The sequence below is a fragment of the Candidatus Rubrimentiphilum sp. genome (assembly GCA_035710515.1).
Classification (GTDB): domain Bacteria; phylum Vulcanimicrobiota; class Vulcanimicrobiia; order Vulcanimicrobiales; family Vulcanimicrobiaceae; genus Rubrimentiphilum.
The window spans coordinates 229005-251928 of record DASTDE010000001.1 but is presented as its reverse complement, the minus strand read 5'-3'; the positions used below and the strand labels follow the sequence as shown (position 1 = coordinate 251928).

The following is a 22924-nucleotide window of genomic DNA, read 5'->3' as shown; positions in this document are numbered from 1 at the left end:
AAGACATGACTCCGTTCTTCTTACGCCGGCCGATTTTGGCGATCGTCTGTTCGCTGGTCGTCCTCATCGCGGGTTTCATCGTCATTCCGACGCTGCCGATCGCGCAGTATCCGCAGATCGCGCCGCCGGTCGTCACCATAAACGCGATTTACACCGGCGCGAACGCCCAGGCCGTCGAGTCGGCGGTGACGACGCCGCTGGAGCAGGCAGTGAACGGCGTCGAGGGGCTGCGCTACGTCACTTCGACCAGTTCGGATAACGGCACGAGCACGATCACGTGTACGTTCAATCTTGGAACGAATCTCGACATCGCCGCGACCGACGTGCAAAACGCGGTGCAGTCCGCTTTGGGCCGGCTGCCCAACGAAGTTAAACAGACGGGCGTTACGGTCTCAAAGAACTCCGGCAGCTTCGCGATGGCCATCGCGATGCAGTCCAATAACTCGCAATACGGCCAACTCTTCTTAAGCAACTACGCCGAGCTGGACGTCGTCAATTCGCTGAAACGCGTGCCCGGCGTCAGCAACGTCATCATCTTTGGCCAGCGGCGCTACGCGATGCGCATCTGGGTGAATCCGCAACAACTGCAGGCGCGCAATCTGGCGATCTCGGACGTACTCTCCTCGCTGCAAGAGCAAAACGTGGAAGTGGCGGCCGGCAGCATCGGCGGAGCGCCGCAACCGAGCAATCAGCCCTTCACTATAAGCGTGCGCGCTGAAGGGCGATTGAGCGATCCTTCGCAGTTCCGCAATATCATCGTCCGCGCCGATCCGGGCGGCGGATTCACTCGATTAGGCGACGTCGCTCGCGTCGAGCTCGGCGCCGAGGATTACTCTAGCGTCATTGCCTTCGATGGAAACAAGAACTCCGTCGGTATGGGCGTGCTGCAACTCCCATCCGCCAATGCGCTGCAGGTCTCCAAGGGCGTACGCGAACAGTTGGCGCTGCTGCAAAAATCATTCCCGCCCGGCGTTACCTGGGAGATGGCGTTCGACAGTTCGGAGTTCGTCAACGAATCGATCCGCGAAGTCGTGCTAACCCTGGTGCTTTCGATATTCCTCGTGATCGCGGTCATCTATCTCTTCTTGCAGGATCCGCGATCGACGATAATCCCGGCCGTCACGCTTCCGATTTCGCTCATCGGCACGTTCTTCGTGATGAAACTCTTCGGCTTCACGATCAACACCATTACGCTGTTCGGATTGACGCTCGCCACCGGTCTGGTAGTCGACGACGCCATCGTCGTGATCGAGAACATCGCGCGCTTCGTTCAAGAGAAAGGCATGTCCGGCGCCGAGGCGGCCGCGGCCGCCATGCACGAAGTCCAAGGCGCGGTCGTCGCGTCGTCGCTCGTCTTGCTGGCGGTCTTCGTACCGGTGGCGTTCTTTCCGGGAACGACCGGACAACTCTACCGCCAGTTCGCGATGACGATCGCCGCGTCGATTTCGATCTCGCTCTTTGCCTCGTTGACGCTGACGCCGGTGATGTCCGCCCGTTTGCTGCGCACGGACTATCACTCGCACTTCCCGCTGTTCGTCATCTTCAATCGCGGCTTGGCGGCGTTCCGAGGCTGGTATCGCGACGTGCTGCCGCACTTGTTCAAAGCTCGTTATATTGTGGCGGCAGTGTTCATCGGAGCACTGCTCCTGACGATTATCATGTTCCGGACCGCGCCGACCGCGTTTATTCCCGACGAGGATCAGGGCTTCTTCGTCGTCACGATTCAAGCGCCGGAGGGAACATCGCTCGCGCACGAGCTCGACGTGGCGCACCGGGTCGAGAAGATTCTCAAGCAGCCCGAGATCACGCACGTCTTCGACGTCTCGGGGTTTAGTTTCACCGGCAGCGGACCTAATCGCGGTATTCTGTTCGCGCGGCTTTCGCCGTGGTCCGACCGCCGCGGTTCGGAGCACCAGCTCGGGGCGCTGCTCCAACGCATTCAGATGCAATTCTTCGGAATCACCGATGCGCAGGTCTTTGCGTTCAATCTGCCCGCCATCCAGGGCGTCGGAAACTTCGGCGGCTTTTCGTTCGAATTGGAAGATCGCGGCAACGTCGGTCTACCGGTGTTGATGCAGACGGCCTTCGGCTATATGGGTCTGGGGAACCGGGACCCAAGCCTGAAAAACGTCTTCACCACCTTTAGAATTAATTCGCCGCAGATGCAGATCCATATCGATCGTGAGAAAGCCAAATCGGTCGGAGTCTCACTGACGGACATTTTCAATACGATGCAGACGGATCTCGGCTCGTTCTACGTCAACGATTTCGATTATCTGAACCGGTCCTACCGCGTCATGGTGCAGGCGGAGGAACCATACCGCACGTCGCTGCAGTCGCTACAATATTTGTACGTGCGCTCCAAGAGCGGCGGAATGATACCGCTCAGCGGACTCGCGACAACGAAATTGGGGCTATCCGCGCCGATCATCAACCATTACAACCTCTATCGGTCGATCGAAATCAACGGGCAGCCGGCTGATGGAAAGGGCTCGGGCCAGGCGATCTCGGCGATGCAGGCCTTGGCCGCAAAGATCGACCCGCCCGGCGTCTTCTACGAATGGTCCGGCATCTCGTTGGACGAGATTGAGGGCGGCGTGCTGTCGGCGCTGATCTTCGGCGTCGGCATCGTCTTCGTGTTTCTGGTTTTGGCCGCGCAGTACGAAAGTTTCGTCGATCCGTTTATCGTGCTGCTGGCGGTGCCGGTCGCGATTCTCGGCGCGCTCGTCTTTCTGGATATCCGTCATATTGCCAGCGACGCCTACGCGCAGGTCGGCTTCGTCATGTTAATCGGCCTCGCGAGCAAGAGTGCGATTCTTATCGTCGAGTTTGCGAATCAGCAGCTCGCGCAAGGCGCGGATGTTATCACGGCCGCTTCGCGAGCGGCTCAAACGCGACTCCGCCCGATTCTCATGACGTCAATTGCCTTTATCGTCGCCGTAACGCCGCTCGTGTTCGCAAGCGGCGCGGGCAGCGCGGCGCGCCATTCACTCGGGACCGTGGTTTTTGGCGGCATGATCGTTTCAACGTTCCTCAATCTGGCAATCACACCCGTACTCTACGTGATCGTGAAGTCGTGGGCATTGCGACGGAGGCGCCCCGTAGAGCTGCACCTCGATGCACCGGACGCTCCGGCCGTGCCCGTCGGCTAGCAAAGGTTTCATTCATGGCAACAATTCAGGACATTAAAAATGCGCAGCCGGGCAAACTCAAGCTCATCGACATCCGCAAGAGTCCCGACGAGCAGCAGATTCCCGGCTCGATACGAGCCGACGGTGCGGAGCTTGAAGCGATGGTCGATCTACCGTTTTCAAAGGACGAGCACGTCGTGCTGTATTGCGGAAGCGGCAACTCGTGTTCGCGCGTGGCGCAAACATTGCGAAGCAAAGGTTACACAAACGCGGAAGCGCTCGAAGGCGGCTACTCCGCATGGAAGGACGCCGGCCTCCCGACCGAACCCCGCCCCTGATGTCATGGCGGCACTGTGAGGTTCTCCCAAGGCGTCGGGATATTTTTGATTGCAGCGGGAGCGGCGATACTGAGCTGTCATTTCATTCCGTGGCGCGCAAGTTCTCAGCCTTACGCAGAGAGTTTTCCTCAACAGAACTTCCCAAGTTGGGTCCCAGAATTCGTGCGCAGCTTTTTTGCGCTTGACGATCCTGAGGCTGTCGATCAAGATCTGCGCCGCCGGGGTATCCTGTTCTCGATAGCGTGCATTTCGCTCGGCCTGGCCTTCTTACTCCTCACTTGAGAGGACACCACGGTTTTGCACATTACGTCTTTCTAGATGCCCGACAAAATTCAATGCCCGGTGTGCGGATACCGAGGTCTTGAGGAACCACCATATTTTGAGGGGTATCCCTCTTATGAGATCTGTCATTGTTGCGGTTTTGAGTTCGGCTTCGACGACAAATCGCAAGGCGTGTCATACGAAGAGTATAGAGAGAAATGGATTCCGAGGGCTGCCAGTGGTTTTTCAGAAATCCGCCCGCCGAATGGGATCGTCAAGAGCAGCTTCGATCCCTCGATAGCAGCGGCGATTAGGCGCACGGCATCACCCTTCGCTACCGCTCAGGGCCGCTCGCCTACCGGCTCGCGGTCGTTCGATACCTCACGATGACAGTTGGCTAGGCGTAAACCCCGCGGAGCTTTAGCGACTGCACGACGCGGTCGATTGCGACCATGTATGCCGCGGTGCGGTACGGGATGTTGTGCCGCTTCGCGATTCCGCGCAATTCGTGGAAATTCGTGATGAGCGTGTCTTCGAGGCGGTCATTCACCTCATTGAGCTTCCAAAAGTAACCCATCTTGTCCTGAACCCACTCGAAGTATGAAACGGTAACGCCGCCGGCATTGGCCATGATATCGGGAATGACCGTAATCCCGCGCTGGTACAAAATGTGATCGGCATCCGGCGTGGTCGGACCGTTCGCGCCCTCCACCACGAGCTTCGCCTTTACGTGCGGCGCGTTTTCTGATGTTAAGACGCGCTCGAGCGCAGCCGGCACTAGTACGTCGCACTCGCTCATCAAAAGCTCGGCGTTGCTGATTTTATCGCCGCCGCGAAATGCGCCAAGGTTGTGATCTTTCTCGGCCAGCTCGATGGCCGTGTCGAGATCGATGCCCTTTTCGTTATAGTATGCACCGGTAACGTCGGAGATGCCGACGATCTTGCACCCGCGCTGCGCAAAAAGGCGCGCGGCCCACATGCCTACGTTGCCGAATCCCTGAATCACGACCCTCGCCTGCGACGGCTTCATCTTCATGTTTTCCATCTCGTCCATCGCAACAATCGTCACGCCGCGGCCGGTCGCTTCGACGCGTCCCTTCGAGCCGCCGATCGCAAGCGGCTTACCGGTGACCACGCCCGGCGCCGTTTGCCGCATGTGCATCGAGTAGGTGTCCATGAACCACGCCATCGTCTGCGAGTTCGTGCCGACATCGGGCGCGGGCACATCTTTGTCCGGGCCGACGACCTCCACCAGTTCCGCCGCGTAGCGGCGCGTGATGCGTTCGAGTTCGTTTTGCGAAAGTTTTGACGGATCGCAGGTGACGCCGCCCTTCGCTCCGCCGAACGGCAGATCGACGACCGCGCATTTCCACGTCATCCAAAAAGCCAGCGCCGTTACTTCGTCGAGCGTCACGCCGGGGTGGTAGCGAATGCCGCCTTTAACCGGGCCGCGCGCGAAGTTGTACTGCACGCGATAGCCGGTGTAGACCTCGAACTCGCCCGAATCTCGCTGAAACGGAATCGAAAAGATGATCTGACGCGAGGGGTGGGTGAGAATGGCGCGCATCGAGCGCTCCAACTGCAACAGTTCGGCCGCTTCGTTGAAATAGGTGATGCCGTCGCCGAAGACTGAAACGTCGCGGGCTGAGGTGCTCACCGCCTGGGGGTTAGGGTCCGTTTTCAGCATGCCCTGTTTATACTCTATACGTTGAACCGGAAGTTCACGACATCGCCTTCCTGCATCACATAATCCTTACCCTCACTGCGAACCTTACCCGCCGCGCGCAGCGCATCCATCGTTTTATAGCGCACATAATCCGCGTAGTCTACGATTTCTGCACGAATGAAGCCGCGCTCGATGTCGCTGTGAATCTTGCCGGCGGCCTGCGGGGCCTTGGTTCCGCGCTCGATGGTCCAGGCGCGGCTCTCCTTCGGGCCCGCCGTCAGAAACGTCATGAGCCCAAGCGCGTCATAGGCGCTGGCCGCCAGCCGGTCCAGGCCGCTGCGCTCGATGCCCATCTCGGTCCGGAACTCCTTGGCCTCGGCCGCCGAAAGCCCGGCCAATTCCGCCTCGACCTTGCCGCACAGCACCACGACGCGGCTGCCCTCGGCCTTGGCAATGGCCTCCACAGCCTCGACCAGAGGCCCGGGCTGCACGAGTTGCTCCTCGTCCACATTGGCGACGTACAGCAACGGCTTGGCGGTCAGCAGAAACGATTCGGCGGCCACTTCCCGTTCGACCGATTCCGGGGCAAAGGAGCGCGCCGGACGGCCCTGCTCGAGCGCCACGATCAGGTTTTCCGTCGCCGCAACCTTGGGCCGCATTTTGGGATTGGCGCGCGCCTCGCGCGCGAGCTTGTCCACCCGCTTCTGCAAGGTCGTCAAATCCGCCAGCGCGAGCTCGATGCCCACGATTTCGATGTCGCGGCCCGGATCGGCGGTGCCCTCGACGTGCGTCACGTTTTCGTCTCGGAAGCAGCGTACGACCATCGCGATCGCGTCCGTCTCGCGAATGTGGCTCAGAAAGGCGTTGCCCAGGCCCTGGCCCGAGCTCGCGCCGCGAACCAGACCCGCGATGTCAACGAAACGCACGGTGGCCGGCACGATCCGTTCGGAATGCTCCAGCTCCGCCAGCACGTCTAATCGCTCGTCGGGGACCGGAACCTCGCCGACGTTGGGTTCGATGGTCGCGAACGGGTAGTTGGCAGCCAACGCCTGCGCCGAACGCGTGAGCGCGTTAAAGATGGTGGATTTGCCGACGTTGGGCAAACCGACGATGCCGCAAGAGAGCGCCATGGAACCGCGCTCCGTTCGGCTGGCCTGGACCGGCGACCTGGCAGGCGGGCCGCTTGCGCAAGAATGATTGCAAGCCGAGCGCGTAGGATTAGTTAGGCATGCGCCAGATGAAGGTCGATAAACTCGGGATCGATCTCCTCACGCACGATCCGGTCGTCATTCTGAAAGACGTCGACGGACAACGGTATCTTCCAATTCTCATCGGCCCATTTGAAGCCACCGCGATCGCGCTGGCGCTCGAAGGCGCGCCCGTTCCGCGCCCGCTTACGCACGACTTAATTCGCACGATTTTCGAAACACTGGACGCGCGGCTCGAGCAAGTCGTCATTCACGACATTCGCGAATCGACGTTCTTCGCCAAGCTCGTCGTGCGCAAGAACGGCGAGCTGCAAGAGATCGACACGCGCCCCTCCGACGGCATCGCGCTGGCCCTACGCATGAACGCGCCGATCTACGTCTCGGACAAAATCGTGTTAGAGGAGTCGGCGGGCGACAAGAAGACCGACAACGGCGCCGACATCGAGCACTTCAAGAAATTCATCGACGATCTAAAACCCAGCGATTTTAACCGCTAGTGCCGGCGCCTTTCAGCGCGATCGAGCACGTGCAGCTGGCCATGCCTGCCGGTGGCGAGGAGCGCGCACGCGCCTTTTTTCGAGATATCCTGGGCATGGTCGAGATTCCCAAGCCGACCGAGCTGGCGAAAAATGGCGGCTGCTGGTTTCAAAGTGATGCCGTGCAGATTCATATGGGCATTGAATCGGATTTTCATGCCGCGCGGAAGGCACACCCCGGACTCAAATGCACGGACTTGGAGACTTTGCTCGTACGGCTTCGTGAACATAGCGTGGAATGGATCGAAGATAATGCGACCGACGTACACCGGGTTTTCCTTCACGACCCTTTTGGAAATCGAATTGAGCTAGTCGGTTAATACCGCCCCTTCGACAAGCTCAGGATGACAATTGAATTAGATGTCCCACTCCCATATGTTGTACCAGGGCGTACTGCCCGGGTTCACTTTAAAATTCTGTAGCGCCGACGAGTGCACGCTTTGCCGGCGCAACTCATAAAGCGGAATGTACGGAACGGTGTTCCAGATGCGCGGCTCGGCTTGGCCGTAGATTGCCGCGCGCTTAGCCGTGTCATCCGTGAGCAGCCCTTGTTTCTCCAGCCGGTCGACGGTGCGGTCGCAGTAGCGGTAGACGTTCTCGCCGCGCGGATAGAAGAAATCGCAGCCCAGATAAAACAGATTGTCCGGATCCCATGGCAGTGTGACGGAGTAGATCGCGAAGTCGTACCGGTTTCCGTAGATCGGGCCCGTCGGAGTGAAGACCGCGTTGTATGGATACGGCTTGATCGACAGACCGATGCCAACGGCGCGCAGATATTGCTGCAATTGCACCGAGGCCAGCTGCTGACTGGTCGAACCCGAAATAATGACTAGCACGTAGTCGAGCCGCACGCCGTTACGCGTGCGGACGCCGCCCGCACCGCGCCGGTATCCGGCTTGGTCGAGCAGCGCTTGCGCGCCGGCCGGATCGAAGCGATAGGGCGCGTTCTTCGTATAGCCGATTGCGGTCGGCGGGATCACGTCGTATGCCCGCTCACCGACGCCATGCGTCACCTTCTTGATGATCGCGTCGTAATCGATTGCCATCGTGATCGCGCGGCGGACACGAACGTCGTTCAAACCCGGACTGCTGTTGTTGATGATGAAATACGATTGCGCATTCCAAGGCGACAGCTCGGTGACGACGTCCGGCACCTTCAGGTAATCGTAATGAAATGACGTCGTGGGCGAAGCGATCAGATCGATCTTGTGCAGTCGCAGCTCGTTGAGCATCGTTTGATCGTTCGGAATAACGTAAAACTCGATGCGACTGAGCTTCGGCTTGCCCTTAAAATAGGTGTCATTGCGGACAAGCACGATTTCGCGGCCGCGCTCCCAGCGCAGGAACTTAAAGGGCCCGGTGCCGATCGGTGCGGCGTTGAACGGAACTGTGTTAATGGAATGATAGCGCGCCAGCAAATGGGCGGGTAAGATTCCCTTACCGCCTTCTTGCAGCGGAGCAAAGAAACGCGAGACGAACGGCGGATAGCGGCGCTTTAAATGAACCACGACGGTGTAGCGGTCGGGCGTGTCGATCGACCTGACTTCGTCGTAGCCCTCGCGATGCAGCGTGTTGTTGGCGGGACTCACCACGGCTTGCCACGAGAACTTGACGTCAGCTGACGTAAAGGGGGCGCCGTCGTGCCAGCGCACGCCGCGGCGAAGGTGATAGACGTACGTCTTGCCGTCGCGCGAGATACCTCCGTTATTCAGCGCCGGGACTTGCGTCGCAAGATCGCCGACCAGATGTCCCTGGTCATCAGAGATGACCAAGTAGGAATAGATCATGGAGGAGAGATCGTAAACGAGGTCCATGGTCGACATGTAAGGATTGAGGCGATCGGGATCCGAGACATCCGCAAACCGTAAGACGTGGGGAACGCTGACGGCGCCCGAGCCCGCGCGGCTGCAACTCGCAAGCGATAGCGCGCAAAGCAGGGCGGCCGAGGCGCGTAGCGCGCTGGGGTTCACCCCAACTCCTTCGAGGGGCTCGACCGTTTTCCCAGAACTGCGCCCGCCATGCAGACGAAAGAACGCGCCGACATCGGCGTCTTTGGCGGCTCCGGTTTTTATTCGCTCATCGAGAATGCTCGCGAGGTCGAGGTGGAAACGCCGTACGGCTCGCCCAGCGACGCGTTCGCGCTCGGCGAGATCGCCGGCAAGCGCGTTGCGTTCTTGCCGCGCCACGGCAAGGCTCATCGCATCCCGCCGCACATGATTAATTACCGCGCCAACATGTGGGCGATGAAAGCGCTCGGCGTGAAGTGGATCATCGGCCCGACCGCTTGCGGCTCGCTGAGTGCGCCGGTCAAGCCCGGCTCGATGGTCGTGGCCGACCAAGTGGTCGATCGCACCAGCGGGCGCATCGACACATTTTACGACGGCCCAATTACCACGCACGTCAGCTTCTCCGACCCGTACTGTCCGACGATGCGGCCGATCGCCATCGAAGCACTCAAGTCGCTCAAGATCGACACGCACGAACGCGGCACGATCGTCGTCGTCGGCGGACCGCGTTTTTCAACCCGCTCCGAATCGAAGTGGTACGCGGCCGCTGGTTGGGAAGTAATCAACATGACCCAATACCCGGAATGCTACTTGGCGCGCGAACTCGAGATGTGCTACGTGAATATCTCGCTGATCACCGATTACGACGTTGGATTGGAAGGCGTCGAGGGCGGCACCCCGGTTTCGCATCATGAAGTGATCGAGGTCTTCAACAAAAATAATGCGCGCGTGAAGGACGCCATCTTCCGGATCGTCGACAAGATCGATATCAAGGCATCGTGCTCGTGTCAGTCGGCGCTGCAGGGAGCGCGTGCGTGACGCGAGGTCTCGACCTCTCGATGTACGTTCGAGCTCTGCCGCTCTTTGCGCGTAACCTCGGCGTGCTTCTCCCGCCGCTGGTGGTGGCGCTGCTCGCTATCGGGCTGAACTATTTCGGCGGCTGGTTTTTTGCAGCAATGGGCGGAGCCGGCGTGCCGCTTATCGGGTTTCTGATAATGGTGCTGTACGGTTTTGCGTTCGGGATCTCTGTGATTTTTGCGGATGACGCTTGGCGCCACGAACGCGCTCACCTCGGTGCGGCTTGGGACAATGCCGGCAGGAAAGCCGCCAACATCCTCATTGCTGTCATCGGTTTCTTATTTTTGGTTTGGATTGCGCGCTTGATCGGCGGTATGATTCTCGGCAACGTCGCAAGCTTGGCGCTCGGGGCGCTTGCCGTCTGGGCGTTTATCTACACGATTCCGGCAGCCGCGATTGGCGGGACGCCGGGCAGCGCCGCGTTGTCGGCGTCGCTGCAAGGGGCAAAGCGGGAGCCGGCGGCGACCGCGATTCTTGTCATCGTCAGTCTGGTTGTCTGGGCTGGGCTCACCATTTATGGCGCAGATGCTCTGCCGTTTTATGGAATCGGCTACGATATTGCGGCGGCGTTGCTAAAGGCGATCGGACTCGGCTACATCGCGCTTGTCGTCGCCAAGCAATACAGCGCCTTAGCGTTTCGTCCTTACTGGTAGCTGCTCGGCCCTCGACAGGCTCGGGCGTGCCCTTCGACAAGCTCAGGATGACATCCCGACAGAGCTCACCATGACACTATTGTACGGCGCTTAGGCCGCCGTACCACTGAGCGACATTCGCACGAGCTCGCTCACGAGTGCCGGTGAAACGTTTGTGCGAGCGAGCTTTTGGGCTTCGCCAATCTTCGTTAGCGCATTCAATGCCTTGGCGGGATTGATTTTTGGAAGCTTCTTCAGCTTCGGCGCATAGTCGACGGCCAACGCCGTGCCCGCCTCGCCGCTTTCGGGCCGCAGCGAAATCCAGTCGCGCACCAATGTCTTGACGATCTCAAGACCTTCGTCGAGCGATTCGCGTGAAGCCCAAGCCTCTTCCGGCGTTTCCCCGCTAACCACGTCGAAGAACCAGCGGGCTACTTGATCCCGCAGTTGCTCCTCATCTTCCGAAAGCGCGGCGAGGGCCCGCGTTACGGACCCTTGTGAAAGCGCGGCTCCGAGCTGCGCACGTTTCTTATCGTAGCCTTTGTCGTGCAAAATCTGCGCGACCTCGGTTTGCCGCAGCGACGGAAAGCGCACCTCTACCAAGCGCGAGCGGATCGTAGCTAACAGTCGCGATGGCGTAGCCGTCGTCAGTAACAAGACGACTCGCGGCGGAGGCTCTTCGAAAAATTTGAGGAGGGCGTTTGCCGCCGCGGGCGAGGCGAAATCGATGTCACCCAACACGAAGATACGGAAACCGCCGGAATACGATCGCAGCGAGAGCTGGCGGACCAAGTCGCGCGACGTCGTCGCGTCGGCTTCATGAAACGCCATCGGTTCGTCGGCCTCGCCGATCTTCAATGCGCCGATGCTTTCCAGCAGATCGGGGTGGCGGGTTTCGTCCTTGCCGATCAGCTTGCACGACGCGCACGTCCCGTCATAACCAAGCACATGTTCTTTGGGCGCCTCGCACAATAACGATTGAGCCAAGCGGCGCGCGAAAGTCTTCTTCCCGACGCCGGGAGGGCCGGTAAAGAGATAGGCGTGCGCGATCGTTGCTTTGTTCAAGCGGCCGAAGAACTGCTTCGGGCCTTCGGCGCCGACAACATCGAACTGCAGATCGCTCACGTTAGCACGCGCGCGAGCGCCTCCATCGCATCTTTGTAAACCTGCTCTTCACTATGCTCGCCGTCGATCACGATGATGCGCGGATCCGCTTCAGCCAGTTCGAGGAATCCTGCGCGAGCGCGCCGGTGGAATGCCTCTTCCATTTTTTCGAGCCGATCGTCAGCGTTGCCGCGCCGGTGCAAACGCTCGCGTGACGTTTCATATGAAACGTCAATCAGCAGCGTCAAATCCGGCATCAACCCGCCGGTTGCGGCGTTGCAGATTGCGCGCACGGCATCGAGCGACTGCTCGCGGCCATACCCTTGATACGCGAGCGATGAATGCACGTACCGATCGCACAACACGAGCTTTCCATCTTTTAGCGCCGGGCCGATAACGTCGGCCACCAATTGAGCTCGCGACGCGTTCACGAGCAGCGTTTCCGCCATCGGGCTCAGTTCAAAATGCGGCTCGATGAAGACACGGCGAATGGCGTCGCCGGCCGGCGTCCCGCCCGGTTCGCGCGTGACCACGAGATCGCGGCCTTGCGCGCGCAGCGGACCTTCTACCGCCGCGAGGAGCGTGGATTTGCCGCTCCCCTCAATTCCTTCGAATGAGATGAACACTTAAGGCTGAGGGTTGTTTACGCCTTATATATCCGGACCCTTCGATTCGGCTCCAATCCCGTGCTGCGCGATTGCAACCGGTATTTTTCAGCTAGCTGATGCTGCATCCGGCGAACGTACGACGTTTGCGGTGAAAGCTCGGCCGCTTGGCTGTCGAGTAACACCTGGTAGATCGCTTCCTCCGCCTCACGCAAGGCGATCTCTTCGGTGTCGATCGAAGGCAAGTTAAAGACGTCTTTCAGACAGCTCTGAATCTGCGTCGTCGTGTTCGTCTTGATTGCGTAGATCGGAATATTTTCCGAAGCGATCTGCTTAAGCCTCGGCTGTTCTTTGCGTTCGAGCGCCTTCAGCGTGAGAACGACGTCGGCATCGTCCCACTTGCGCGCGATCGAGGCGTTCACGCGCAGGTTGTGCACGGCGCGCTCGATCTTGTTGCGCGATACGCCGTAGGGGAAGATCATCAGCGGTTTTTCGCGATCCCCGTCGGGGACGTCATAGCCGGAAGTCATGTCGATGTGCGGCATGGACTCCGTATCCGCTTCCTGCACGATCGCCACGCCCGCGGCGGTCCGTTGACGGATCTCGGGCTGCGGCTGATAGCCGCGCAGCAGTGCGTCCACGACGTCGGCCACATTCTTGTGGATCGCCAGGCGGTCGCGGTCGTGAATCTCGACAATGACGTCGAACGTCGGAGGCGCCTTCCGCTCGAGGACCGTTTTGCGCGTGCCGCGGCGGCGGGCTTCTTCGTCCGAGAGCGTCACCGCCCCGATGCCGCCCATCAAGTCGGTCAGCGTCGGGTTCATCAAGAGGTTTTCCAGCGTCTGGCCGTGCGCGGTGCCGATCAGCTCCACGCCGCGTTCGGCAATCGTCCGCGCGGCTTCAGCTTCAGCCGACGTGCCGATTTCGTCAATGACGACCACCTGCGGCATGTGATTTTCGACCGCTTCGATCATCACCGCGTGCTGCAGCGCCGGATCGGTGACTTGCATGCGCCGCGCGGTGCCGATTCCGGGATGAGGGATGTCGCTGTCGCCGGCAATTTCATTCGAAGTGTCAACGATCACGACGCGCTTGCGATCTTCCGAAAGCACGCGCGCGCATTCGCGTAACATCGTGGTTTTGCCCACGCCGGGACGGCCCAGCAAACAGATGGACTTGCCGCTGCGCAGGATGTCCAGCAGAATATCGATCGTTCCGTAGACTGCGCGCCCTACGCGGCACGTCAAACCGACGATCTTCCCGGTGCGATTGCGGATGGCGCTGATGCGATGCAGCGTCTGCTCGATTCCGGCGCGATTGTCGGCACCGAAAGCCGAGAGACGCGAGCAAACGTGCGCGATGTCTTCGGTCGAAACCGGCGTCTCCGACAAATAGACGAAGTCGTCTTCGAAACGCGCCTCGGGCGGACGCCCAAGATCGAGCACAACCTCGATCATGCTCTCGAGATTGGGAAGACGAACTAACGATTGTCTTATCGGGAGAGGGAAGATGTCGAGGAGTTGCGTCAGCTCCCAGTTGGAAGCCATAGAGTCGGCTTTAACGGCCAATACCTGTCCTCGCTAAAGATTCCGTTTGAGCTACGTTTTACATGTCCAGGCTAGCACCCTGCAAGCGATTGGCGGTGGGCCTGTTCCCCGAAATGTCTGACTTTCTCGAGCTCGACAGGATGTCGACTTCAAAACTTTGTTATCTCGAGAAAGCAGTCAAGCGGCAAAATTTCAGGAGGTAATTTTGCCAGCGGTTTTGGGGAATAGGCCCATCGCCAATCGCTTTCTACTCATTTAACGACGCGGATGCGCTTGAGCTCGCGGTCATACGGGCCTTGCATCCGGACGCCGGCTTTGATCTCCAACGAGAGGTAGTCGATAATTTCGTCGGTGACTTCTTCGCCCGGCGAAATCACGGGAATGCCCGGCGGATAGGGCGAGATCGTCTCGGCGCAGATGCGTCCTTTGCTCGCTTTGAAGCGCACGGCTTCAGTTGGCGCCAAGAACGCGTCGCGAGGCAGCATGCGCATCGGCGGAATCTTCGGCAGTTTGTAACTGCCGGTCTTTAGGCGGCGCTCCAGGATGCCTGAGGGCGAGAAGATGTCGACAGGCCGATCCTCGCGTGCCATTTCGGCCACGCCTTGCACGAGCCGGTCGGCGGCCTCTTGGGACGTCCCGATCGTAAAGAGTGCGACAACATTGAAGAGATCGGCGAGCTCCACTTGCACGTTGTACCGGCGGCGCAGAATCGCCGAGGCCTCGTAACCCGTGTAGCCGAGATCCTTGACCGTGATCGCGACTTTGGTGGGATCGAGATCGAAGATGCCGGGCCGGCCCTTCAGCTCATCGCCGAAACAGTAGACGCCCGGGATCGCGTTTAGCCGCTTGCGCGTCTCTTGCGCCAGCTCGATCGTCCGGGTGAGCAACTCGACGCCGTCCATCGCCATCTGCTTGCGGGCAACGTCCAGCGAGGCGATCATCGGCAGGTTGGGCGATGTGGACAGAAACATCTTCAGCACGCCTTCTAGCCGGTCCACATGTACCCGCGGGCCGATTTGGTGCAGCATCGCGCACTGCGAGAACGCGGAGAGCATCTTGTGCGTCGAGTTGACCACCAAGTCGGCTTTGGCGGCCGTGGCCGAAAGCGGCAGCCCGGGATGAAAGTGAAAATGCGGGCCCCAGGCTTCATCCACCAGCACTAGTTTGCCGGCGCCGCGCGCGACCTTCACGATCGCTTTAATGTCGGCGGCTACGCCGTAGTAGGTCGGCGTGACGATGTAGACGGCTTTGACGTCCGGATGTTCGCGCAACGTTTCCGCGACCGTCTCGGGCGTAACGCAGTGGTCCATGTGCAGCGCTTCATCGACGACCGGCTGCATGTAGACCGGGTCGGCGCCGCTCATCACCAGCCCGCCCAGCATGGATTTGTGCGAGTTGCGCGGCACGGCGATCTTGTCGCCGGGGTTGACTGCGGCCATCATCATGGCTTGGTTGCCGCTGGTCGAGCCGTTGATCAAGAAGTACGTGCGATCGGCGCCGTAAGCTTCGGCGGCCAGTTGCTGCGCTTCGAGCAGCGACTCGGTGGGCTGCAACAGATCGTCGATGCCAGGCATCGGCGTCAAGTCGATCGCGCACAGATTGTCGCCGACGAATTCGCGGAACGCGAGATCCATGCCGATGCCTTGCTTGTGGCCCGGCGTGTGAAACGGAATCACGCCGGCGTCGACATAATCGAGCAGCGCTTGAAAGTACGGAGTCTTAGATTGGTCCACAGGTACTTCTCCCTCCCTGAGAGGGCGGCAAAGAGCGACGAAACGGCAGAATTAAATCTGCGAACGTCCCTTTGCCGTAGCGCTGTGGTGAGAGATGAGCCACGCCGCCATACGCAGCGCAATGCTGATGCTCGAGAGCGTCACGCCAATACCTCGAAACCGAGGCGATCGAGCATCGTGAAGTCTTCTTCGTCCTTGCGTCCCTGCGTCGTCAGATAATCGCCGAGCACCAAACCGCTCGCGCCGCTGCGCATTCCGAGATCCTGCAAGCCTTGCAGCGTCACTTCGCGCCCGCCCGCAAAACGAATGAGCGCAGTTGGCATGGCAAGTCGTGCGAGCGCGACAAAACGCAATGCTTCGGCGGGTTCCAGCAGCGGACGGTTTCCGAACGGCGTTCCCGGACGCGGGTTGAGAAAGTTAATCGGAACTTCCTGGGGCTGCAGTGTTTGCAGCTCGAGCAGGAAATCAACGCGATCGTCGAGCGTCTCACCCATGCCGATAATCCCGCCGCAGCAAAGTTCGAGGCCGAGCTGTTTGACGAGCAGACACGTTTGCCAGCGTTCGTCGTAGCTGTGCGTCGTGCAAACCTTCGGGAAGTATCGCCGCGAGCTTTCCAAATTGTGGTTGACTTTGTCGACACCGGCCTCAAGCAACTTCTGCAATTGCTCTTCCGTCATGATTCCGAGCGAAACGGCGACGGTCAGCGGATAGCGCGCCTTGATGGCCGGCACCGCTTCACAGACGCGCTCCAGCAGTCTTTGCGACGGACCGCGCACGGCAACCACAATGCAAAACTCACCGGCGCCGCGCGCGTGCGCGTCGCCCGCGGCTTGTACGAAACTCTCGACCGAACCGAGCGTCTCGGGTTCAACGTCCGTGGCGTAGCGCGCGCTCTGCGAACAGAAGTTGCAATCTTCGGAGCAGCCGCCTTTTTTGGCGTTGTACAGAACCTCGACCGCAATACCGTTGCCGCAGTGGCGTTCGCGCACTTCGTCGGCGGCCGCCAGCAGCTGTGGCACCTCGCTAACAGGCAAGCGAATGAGCTCGTTCAAGAGTTCGCGATCGGCCGGGAGTCTGTTGGTTATCTGCATCGTTATACGAGCGCAGCGAACAGCTGCGTGCCGTTCCGCACGGATGCGAGTTCGTCGCGCTCAAATGGCAAAATGCCAAGTATCTCGACTTTTCCCTGCAACGCGCGCCGCACATCGGCCACGTACGACGCTTCCGAGGTCTCCCACCGGTCGACCAGCACCGCGCCGGCAACCTGGAGCTCGAGCTGTTCGCAGAGGCTCAAGGTGAGCAACGCGTGATTCATGCAGCCAAGCCGCAAGCCGATTGCCAAAACGATCGAGAGCTGCGCGAGCTTTGCGACGGCGGCGAAATTGTCGAACCGGTTCAGCGGTACGGCGAGTCCGCCGGCTCCTTCGGCCACCACCGCGCCTTCGAGCGCATCCAAGACGCGCGCGAGATCCTCGGCGCGTATGACCGGCATTCCGTCGGCGAGCGCGGCCGACCAGGGGTCGGCAGCTTTGGTGAAGCGCGCGAGTTCGAGCCACGGGCAACCTGCCAGCTCGCTTACGCGATCCGCATCGCCGAGCTCGCCGGGGCTAACTCCGGTTTGTACGAGTTTCACGAACGTCGGCGCTTGGCCGGCATTTTGCAACGCGAGCGTGAGCGCGGCCGCGATGCGAGTCTTTCCGACATCCGTGTCGGTTCCGGTTACGAGGTAACGGCGCAAGCTAAGCTGTCGATCAGGAGATCGATTTGGGCGTCGGTGTGATCCGCGCGAACCGAGAGGCGCAAGCGCGACGTACCCGCCGGGACCGTCGGCGGCCGAATCGCGGGCGCGCGAATCCCACGTTCCGCGCAGCGCGCCATCGCTTCAAGTGCAAGCTCCTCGCTGCCGAAGATGACGGGCACAATCGGCCCGCGCGACGCAGGGACGTTCAACCCGATCGCTCGCAAGCCGTTGCGGAGCCGATCGGCTTTCACAAAGAGCCGTGCGCGCGCATCGTCCGCATTTCGCGCCAGCATGACGCCAACGCGCGCCGTAAAGGCGATCGGCGGCGGAAGTGCCGTATCGAATATGAACGTACGCGCCGTGTTCACGAGCAAGTCAATCACTTTAGCAGGCCCCGCTACGAAACCGCCGGCGGCGCCGAGCGCTTTGCTCAGCGTGCCGAGAACGAGAACGCGACCGTCGTCGAGATTGCGAGCCAGACCCGCGCCTCCGGTTCCGAAGACGCCGAGGGCGTGGGCTTCATCTATAAGCAGCACATCATCGTCACGCAGGCTTCGCAGCGCTGCGGCGACGTCGATTTCGTCGCCGTCCATCCCGAAATACGATTCGGTTACGATCAGCGCGGGGCCGCGCCGCGCATCTTCACGTGGTAAATCACCGTGCGGATAAATCTCACGCGGAAGTCCGCTTGCCCGAATGCCGTCGATGAGCGAAGCGTGGTTCAAGCTGTCTGAATAGATAACGTCCGTCAGCGAAGACAACACTTGCACGGCGCCAAGTGCCGCGAGGTAACCCGAGGAAAACAGCAGCGCGCGTTCGCGGCCGACCCAGCGGGCGAGATCTTCTTCTAGTAACCGAAGTTCGCGATGCCGGCCGCCCAGCAGTCGCGATCCGCCGGAGCCGACACGCTTGGCTTGCCGTAACGCCTCGACCATTCGCGAATCGGTCGCGAGCCCGAGATAATCGTTGGTTGAAAAATCAGCGACGGGGGTTTGGTCGTCACTCCCGATCTCGCGGTAGCGATGCTCGCCACGAATACGCTCCAACTCAGCATCGACACGCCTTAAGTATGTCATCGTGAGGTATCGAACGACCGCGAAGCGGAGCGAGCGGCCCTGAGCGGCAGCGAAGGGTTTAATGATGCAACGAGGTCACCAACGAACCGCGCCAACTCTTCCCGTGTGCTCGTTAATGGCGGAACGAGTTGAATGACGTCGCCAATCGGCCGCGTGAATTGCCCACGTTCGTAAAGATCGTTTGCAACGGGCCAGCCCAAGCCGCCCTCGAGCTCGATCCCAACCATGAGCCCAACGCGCCGCACATCGCGGACCAGCGGATGCGTGCGTAGCGGTTCCAGCAGTTCGTCGAGCACGCCGCACAACTCGCCCACGTGCTCCATCGTGCGGTCGCTCTCGAATATGTTGAGGCTTGCGATCGCCGCGGCACATGCTATCGGATTGCCGGCATACGAATGTCCGTGATAGAACTTCTCTCCGCGAAACGCATCAAAGACTCGTTCCTTCACAACCGTCGCCGAAAGGGGCAGCGCGCCGCCGCTCAATCCTTTGCCGATGCAGACGATGTCCGGCTGCAGTCCGAGCTGCTCGTGTGCGAACATCGTGCCAGTACGTCCGAACCCCGTCGCGATCTCGTCAACGATAACCAGCGGTTCGATACTCTTGAGCGGCTCGTACAACTCCGGCCGCACGATGCGCATCCCGGCCGCAGCTTGCACGATCGGCTCGACGATGACCGCCGCAATATCCGGCTCCGCCAACACAGCAGCGTCGCCGTCGTACGCGCGCGCCTCAAACGTGATCGCCCCGAAACGCGACTTAAAAATCTCAACTCCCGATACGCTCATCGCACCGGCCGTGTCCCCGTGATACGCATCGACAAGCCGCACGAAGCGCGTGCGGTCCGGCTGACCCGCACTCTGCCAAACCTGCAGGGCCATCTTTATCGCGGCTTCCACGGCGCTTGCTCCGTCGCTCGCATAGAAAACGCGGTCGAGCCGTAACCGCTCCGCGAGCCGCGCGGCGAGTTCTTCCGCAACCGGATTCGTTGCGCCGAGCAGTGTCGAATGATCGAGTTGCGTGGCCTGCCACGCAATTGCGGCGACGATCTCCGGCCGGCAGTGCCCGTGAATCGTCGTCCAAATCGAGCTGACGGCGTCGAAGACGCGACTGCCGCGCGAGTCAAAAAGATAATTGCCGTCCCCGCGCACGAAATTGCGCGGCGCTGAGTCGGAACCGTCCATTTGCGTGAACGGGAGCCAAAGATGGCCGAGGGCTGTGCGAATCACGGGCCTTTACTGTTGGAGCCCGTTCGCCTCGTGCCTGCCGGCCTAGTGCCAGTCGGTATCGTGAACGAGCTGCATTACCGCGGTTACCAGGCTCCCCAAGGAATTCGGCCACGTGTTCTTGTCCGGAGCATCAACTTCGTACTTGAAGCCATCGCTGTACCACCAGCCGAACGAGACGCCCCACATGTCCGTAGCGTGCAAGGGATACTCCGGGGCGAGCGTTTCAAACTTCGACGACGCCAGTAGCGCACGTATTTTCTCGAACGGCACGGTTGCCGTGCCATCTCCATTCAGCCGCTTCAACTCGGGAACGAAGCGAATGTTGCTTATAGTAGCCGTTCCATTCCTGTTAAACACTACCTCATACGCCGGGCACGTGCCGAAGCAGCCCTTACTGACAAAAGTAAAACTCTCGAGCAGGTCGAGCCGCTTCAGATGCGCTTGCGTCGCCGCACACTGCGCCTGGCAACGTTGTGCGGGAAGCACGATTTTCTTTACGGCCGGCGGCGAAGTAGTTACGCCGGTAACCAAGACAGCGAGGAAAAGGGTGGCGGTTCGAAACGTCACTTTACACCAACGCGAGGCTTGATGGCGTTGTGACCCCGCAAGCCGCTCGCCGCCGAGATCGTGATCCCGAGTACCGGGTGAATCTCGATGCCGGTCGGTGTGCCGCCGAAGAGTCCAGCGGTTTGTCCATGCAGCAAATCGAAAAAAAGCGGTCCGTATAGTGTAACCTCTCGATTCGCGGGCTTCCACGTACTCATAACGGGCGTACCGAACTCGGCGATGAACTCGCGGCGCGTTCGTGCTACCGCTAAGCGATATATGTTCGGGGCGCCGGTCATGCGGCTTGGATCAGGAATCTCCGCGATCATCGTGTCCTGGGGATGGCCCGGCTGCGCGATGGCGAGGTGGATGTCGCCGTCACTCGCCAGCGTGAAACGTAGCAGATCGGCGTCCACCCGATACACCTGACGCTCTTCCGCAACCCGCGCCGCATCTCGATCATCGACGCCCGCAGGCCGCGGCATCTTGCGCAATCTGTCGACCGTCGTAACTATCGGCTTGAGATTGATTGTAGCGCCGTCACCCAATGTTTTTGCCGGCCAGCGTGAATGTCCGCAGCCGGCTGCTCCGATAAGTACGATTAAAAAGAGCGCCGCCGCTCGCGCTCCGCGCATCGGACTAAACTTCGATTCGTTCGTCGATCGAAACGTTGTAAAGGAACAGAAACTTGCCCCATTCGTCCGGCAGCGTATTGCGCTTGATCTGAATCCACGGAATGTACTTGGGCTGACGCGGCTTGCGCTTCAGCGTCATGTTGGCGTCGTGCGGCGAGCGGTTGTTCTTGCGATTGTTGCACCGCATGCACGCGCACACGAGGTTTTCCCACGTGGATGGTCCGCCCTTACTTCGCGGGATGACGTGGTCGACCGTCATAAGACGATCGCCGCGCAGACCGCAGTACTGGCACGAGTGGTCGTCGCGGATCAGGATGTTCTTCTTCGTCAGCGCGACCTTTTGCATCGGCCGGCGGATGTAATACAGCATGCGGATGATGGACGGCATGCGCATTTCGAACGACGTGGACGCAATGATGCGTTCGCGGCCATGAACCAGCTCGGCCTTGCCTGCGAAGATGAGCTTGACCGCGCGCTGAAAGTTGGTGATATTCAGCGCTTCGTACGTAAAGTTCAGCACGAGGACGTCGGTCATCGCGCCCTACTTAAGCGATTTTGCGGCTCTTCCCTACAAGCGCGTTGCGGACCATCTGCGTGAAGTACTCGTGCACGCGGGGATCCGCCGACAGTTCGGGGTGGAACGACGTTGCCAGCACGTTTTCTTGACGGACCATCACTGCGTGACCGTCACGTTCGGCGAGTATTTCGACGCCGCGGCCGGCGCGGTCGACCCAGGGCGCGCGAATAAAAATCCCTGGAAAAGGCTGCTCGCCGAGGGCCGGAATCGCGAGCGGAACTTCGGCCGATTCATTTTGCCGCCCGAACGCGTTGCGGCGCACCGAGATGTCGATTAAATCGAGCGTGGGTTGTTTGGTCCCGGCGACATCGCGAGCGATCACGATCATCCCCATGCACGTTCCCCAAAGCGGCATGCCGCTTTGCGCGCGTTCCACGATCGGTTCCGCCAGCTCGAAACGATCGAGCAATTTCATGACGGTGGTGGACTCGCCGCCCGGAATAACCAAGGCATCCACGCGTTCGAGTTCAGCGATCGTCTTTACCGATACCGCCGCAATGCCGTTGCCGTGCATCGCGTGCAAATGCTCGACGACGTCGCCTTGCAGGGCGAGAACGCCGATGGTTATTTCGCTAGTTGCCACGGGGAGCCAGCAGCTCCGACTCGGGAAGTTTGCGCAGATCGAGGCCCTCCATCGCACGGCTGTCTTTGCCTAGCGAGAGGCTGGCTTCGATCACGACCTTCGGATCGTTGAAGTGTGTGGTGGCGTCAACGATCGCTTTCGCGAACGCGCGCGGGTTATTCGATTTGAAAATTCCGCTGCCGACGAAGATGCCTTCCGCGCCGAGCTGCATCATCAGCGCCGCGTCGGCCGGCGTCGAGACGCCGCCCGCGCAGAATAACACGACCGGCAGTTTGCCGTTCTTCGCAACGTCTTGAACGAGCTCCAGCGGCGCGCCGAGGTCCCGCGCGCGCGCAACGAGCTCTTCTTCCGGAACAATCGTCAGTTCTTTGATTCCATCGTTAATCGCGCGCATGTGCCGGACAGCCTCGACGATGTTTCCGCTGCCAGCTTCGCCCTTGCTGCGAATCATCGCCGCGCCTTCGGCGATCCGGCGCAGCGCTTCGCCGAGGTCGCGCGCGCCGCAAACGAACGGCGTTGTGAACTTCTGCTTGTCAACGTGGTACTTGTCGTCGGCAGGCGTGAGCACTTCGGATTCGTCGACAAAATCGACGCCGAGTGCTTGCAGCGCTTGCGCTTCCGCGAAATGGCCGATGCGGCATTTGGCCATCACCGGAATCGTCACGGCGTCCATGATCGAGCGCACGAGTTCCAAATTGCTCATGCGCGCAACGCCGCCGGCGGCGCGAATGTCGGCCGGAATGCGTTCGAGCGCCATCACCGCGACGGCGCCGGCTTCCTGGGCGATCAGCGCGTGTTCGGGCGTGACGACGTCCATGATGACGCCGCCTTTGAGCATCTGGGCTAAGCCGCGTTTGACGGTAGTAGTGCCGGTCTCGGCCATAACAAACTCCTAGTGTATCGGGTGCGATC

22 protein-coding genes are annotated in these 22924 nt (G+C 60.3%); 6 read left to right on the top strand and 16 right to left on the bottom strand.

Translation table 11 applies throughout. The features are described from left to right. Positions 1–5: 5 nt before the first annotated feature. Both VFO29_01335 and VFO29_01330 read left to right on the top strand, forming a co-directional pair. Positions 6–3152: an efflux RND transporter permease subunit gene (locus VFO29_01335; protein ID HET9392153.1), complete on the top strand. Its 3147-nt coding sequence runs from the start codon at positions 6–8 to the stop codon at positions 3150–3152. Positions 3153–3166: 14 nt separating this feature from the next. Beyond that, positions 3167–3469, top strand: coding sequence for a rhodanese-like domain-containing protein (locus VFO29_01330; GenBank protein ID HET9392152.1), 303 nt, complete (start codon positions 3167–3169; stop codon positions 3467–3469). A 658-nt stretch (positions 3470–4127) separates the two neighbouring features. On the opposite strand, the gene VFO29_01325 is transcribed toward VFO29_01330, so the two are convergent. Both VFO29_01325 and ychF read right to left on the bottom strand, forming a co-directional pair. After that, positions 4128–5387: a Glu/Leu/Phe/Val dehydrogenase gene (locus tag VFO29_01325; protein HET9392151.1), complete on the bottom strand. Its 1260-nt coding sequence runs from the start codon at positions 5385–5387 to the stop codon at positions 4128–4130. A gap of 44 nt (positions 5388–5431) precedes the next feature. Beyond that, the gene (ychF, locus tag VFO29_01320) at positions 5432–6526 is read right to left on the bottom strand and encodes a redox-regulated ATPase YchF (protein ID HET9392150.1); all 1095 of its coding nucleotides are present in this window, start codon (positions 6524–6526) and stop codon (positions 5432–5434) included. A 98-nt stretch (positions 6527–6624) separates the two neighbouring features. On the opposite strand from ychF, the gene VFO29_01315 reads away from it, so the two are divergent. Continuing rightward, positions 6625–7101, top strand: coding sequence for a bifunctional nuclease family protein (locus VFO29_01315; GenBank protein HET9392149.1), 477 nt, complete (start codon positions 6625–6627; stop codon positions 7099–7101). A gap of 29 nt (positions 7102–7130) precedes the next feature. After that, complete coding sequence (locus tag VFO29_01310; GenBank protein HET9392148.1) at positions 7131–7460, top strand: hypothetical protein; 330 nt, start codon at positions 7131–7133, stop codon at positions 7458–7460. 36 nt (positions 7461–7496) lie between these two features. Here the strand turns inward: VFO29_01310 and VFO29_01305 are convergent, their stop codons facing one another. After that, complete coding sequence (locus VFO29_01305; protein ID HET9392147.1) at positions 7497–9110, bottom strand: peptide ABC transporter substrate-binding protein; 1614 nt, start codon at positions 9108–9110, stop codon at positions 7497–7499. A 48-nt stretch (positions 9111–9158) separates the two neighbouring features. On the opposite strand from VFO29_01305, the gene VFO29_01300 reads away from it, so the two are divergent. Together VFO29_01300 and VFO29_01295 are read left to right on the top strand one after the other, a co-directional pair. After that, positions 9159–9965 carry an S-methyl-5'-thioadenosine phosphorylase gene (locus VFO29_01300; protein ID HET9392146.1) on the top strand — a complete coding sequence of 269 codons (807 nt, stop codon included), beginning with the start codon at positions 9159–9161 and terminating at the stop codon, positions 9963–9965. Continuing rightward, positions 9962–10657, top strand: a complete 696-nt coding sequence (locus VFO29_01295) for a hypothetical protein (protein ID HET9392145.1) — start codon at positions 9962–9964, stop codon at positions 10655–10657. Before VFO29_01300 ends, VFO29_01295 begins: the two co-directional genes overlap by 4 nt. 90 nt (positions 10658–10747) lie before the next feature. Here VFO29_01295 and VFO29_01290 read toward each other — a convergent pair whose 3' ends face one another. The 13 genes from VFO29_01290 to pdxS form a co-directional block, all read right to left on the bottom strand. Further along, entirely contained in the window at positions 10748–11761 is a 1014-nt protein-coding gene (locus VFO29_01290; GenBank protein HET9392144.1) for an AAA family ATPase, read from the bottom strand. Beyond that, complete coding sequence (gene tmk / locus VFO29_01285; GenBank protein ID HET9392143.1) at positions 11758–12366, bottom strand: dTMP kinase; 609 nt, start codon at positions 12364–12366, stop codon at positions 11758–11760. The genes VFO29_01290 and tmk overlap by 4 nt, the downstream gene beginning before the upstream one ends. Before the next feature lie 17 nt (positions 12367–12383). Continuing rightward, positions 12384–13802 carry a R3H domain-containing nucleic acid-binding protein gene (locus VFO29_01280; GenBank protein ID HET9392142.1) on the bottom strand — a complete coding sequence of 473 codons (1419 nt, stop codon included), beginning with the start codon at positions 13800–13802 and terminating at the stop codon, positions 12384–12386. Positions 13803–14143: 341 nt separating this feature from the next. Continuing rightward, entirely contained in the window at positions 14144–15625 is a 1482-nt protein-coding gene (locus VFO29_01275; protein HET9392141.1) for an aminotransferase class I/II-fold pyridoxal phosphate-dependent enzyme, read from the bottom strand. Between the two features lie 140 nt (positions 15626–15765). Beyond that, positions 15766–16677, bottom strand: coding sequence for a biotin synthase BioB (bioB, locus tag VFO29_01270; protein ID HET9392140.1), 912 nt, complete (start codon positions 16675–16677; stop codon positions 15766–15768). A gap of 41 nt (positions 16678–16718) precedes the next feature. Then, positions 16719–17363, bottom strand: a complete 645-nt coding sequence (bioD, locus tag VFO29_01265) for a dethiobiotin synthase (protein ID HET9392139.1) — start codon at positions 17361–17363, stop codon at positions 16719–16721. Then, positions 17345–18412 (bottom strand): aminotransferase class I/II-fold pyridoxal phosphate-dependent enzyme, encoded by a 1068-nt coding sequence (locus VFO29_01260; protein HET9392138.1) that lies wholly within the window; start codon positions 18410–18412, stop codon positions 17345–17347. Before VFO29_01260 ends, bioD begins: the two co-directional genes overlap by 19 nt. 26 nt (positions 18413–18438) lie before the next feature. Next, positions 18439–19671 (bottom strand): aminotransferase class III-fold pyridoxal phosphate-dependent enzyme, encoded by a 1233-nt coding sequence (locus VFO29_01255; GenBank protein ID HET9392137.1) that lies wholly within the window; start codon positions 19669–19671, stop codon positions 18439–18441. Positions 19672–19713: 42 nt separating this feature from the next. Then, a complete protein-coding gene (locus VFO29_01250; protein HET9392136.1) occupies positions 19714–20238 on the bottom strand; it encodes a DUF6438 domain-containing protein in 525 nt (174 codons plus the stop codon). Beyond that, positions 20235–20852 (bottom strand): hypothetical protein, encoded by a 618-nt coding sequence (locus tag VFO29_01245; protein ID HET9392135.1) that lies wholly within the window; start codon positions 20850–20852, stop codon positions 20235–20237. The genes VFO29_01250 and VFO29_01245 overlap by 4 nt, the downstream gene beginning before the upstream one ends. Before the next feature lie 4 nt (positions 20853–20856). Continuing rightward, positions 20857–21387: an HNH endonuclease gene (locus VFO29_01240; GenBank protein ID HET9392134.1), complete on the bottom strand. Its 531-nt coding sequence runs from the start codon at positions 21385–21387 to the stop codon at positions 20857–20859. A 10-nt stretch (positions 21388–21397) separates the two neighbouring features. Beyond that, positions 21398–22012 (bottom strand): pyridoxal 5'-phosphate synthase glutaminase subunit PdxT, encoded by a 615-nt coding sequence (gene pdxT, locus VFO29_01235; protein ID HET9392133.1) that lies wholly within the window; start codon positions 22010–22012, stop codon positions 21398–21400. Next, positions 22002–22895: a pyridoxal 5'-phosphate synthase lyase subunit PdxS gene (pdxS, locus tag VFO29_01230; GenBank protein HET9392132.1), complete on the bottom strand. Its 894-nt coding sequence runs from the start codon at positions 22893–22895 to the stop codon at positions 22002–22004. Before pdxS ends, pdxT begins: the two co-directional genes overlap by 11 nt. Positions 22896–22924: the final 29 nt, after the last annotated feature.

Bases quoted from the DNA above. Each gene is read 5' to 3' on its own strand.
- VFO29_01335 (HET9392153.1), top strand. From the start codon at position 6: ATGACTCCGTTCTTCTTACGCCGGCCGATTTTGGCGATCGTCTGTTCG.
- VFO29_01330 (HET9392152.1), top strand. From the start codon at position 3,167: ATGGCAACAATTCAGGACATTAAAAATGCGCAGCCGGGCAAACTCAAG.
- ychF (HET9392150.1), bottom strand. From the start codon at position 6,526: ATGGCGCTCTCTTGCGGCATCGTCGGTTTGCCCAACGTCGGCAAATCC.
- VFO29_01315 (HET9392149.1), top strand. From the start codon at position 6,625: ATGCGCCAGATGAAGGTCGATAAACTCGGGATCGATCTCCTCACGCAC.
- VFO29_01300 (HET9392146.1), top strand. From the start codon at position 9,159: ATGCAGACGAAAGAACGCGCCGACATCGGCGTCTTTGGCGGCTCCGGT.
- VFO29_01280 (HET9392142.1), bottom strand. From the start codon at position 13,802: ATGATCGAGGTTGTGCTCGATCTTGGGCGTCCGCCCGAGGCGCGTTTC.
- VFO29_01245 (HET9392135.1), bottom strand. From the start codon at position 20,852: ATGCGCGGAGCGCGAGCGGCGGCGCTCTTTTTAATCGTACTTATCGGA.
- VFO29_01240 (HET9392134.1), bottom strand. From the start codon at position 21,387: ATGACCGACGTCCTCGTGCTGAACTTTACGTACGAAGCGCTGAATATC.
- pdxS (HET9392132.1), bottom strand. From the start codon at position 22,895: ATGGCCGAGACCGGCACTACTACCGTCAAACGCGGCTTAGCCCAGATG.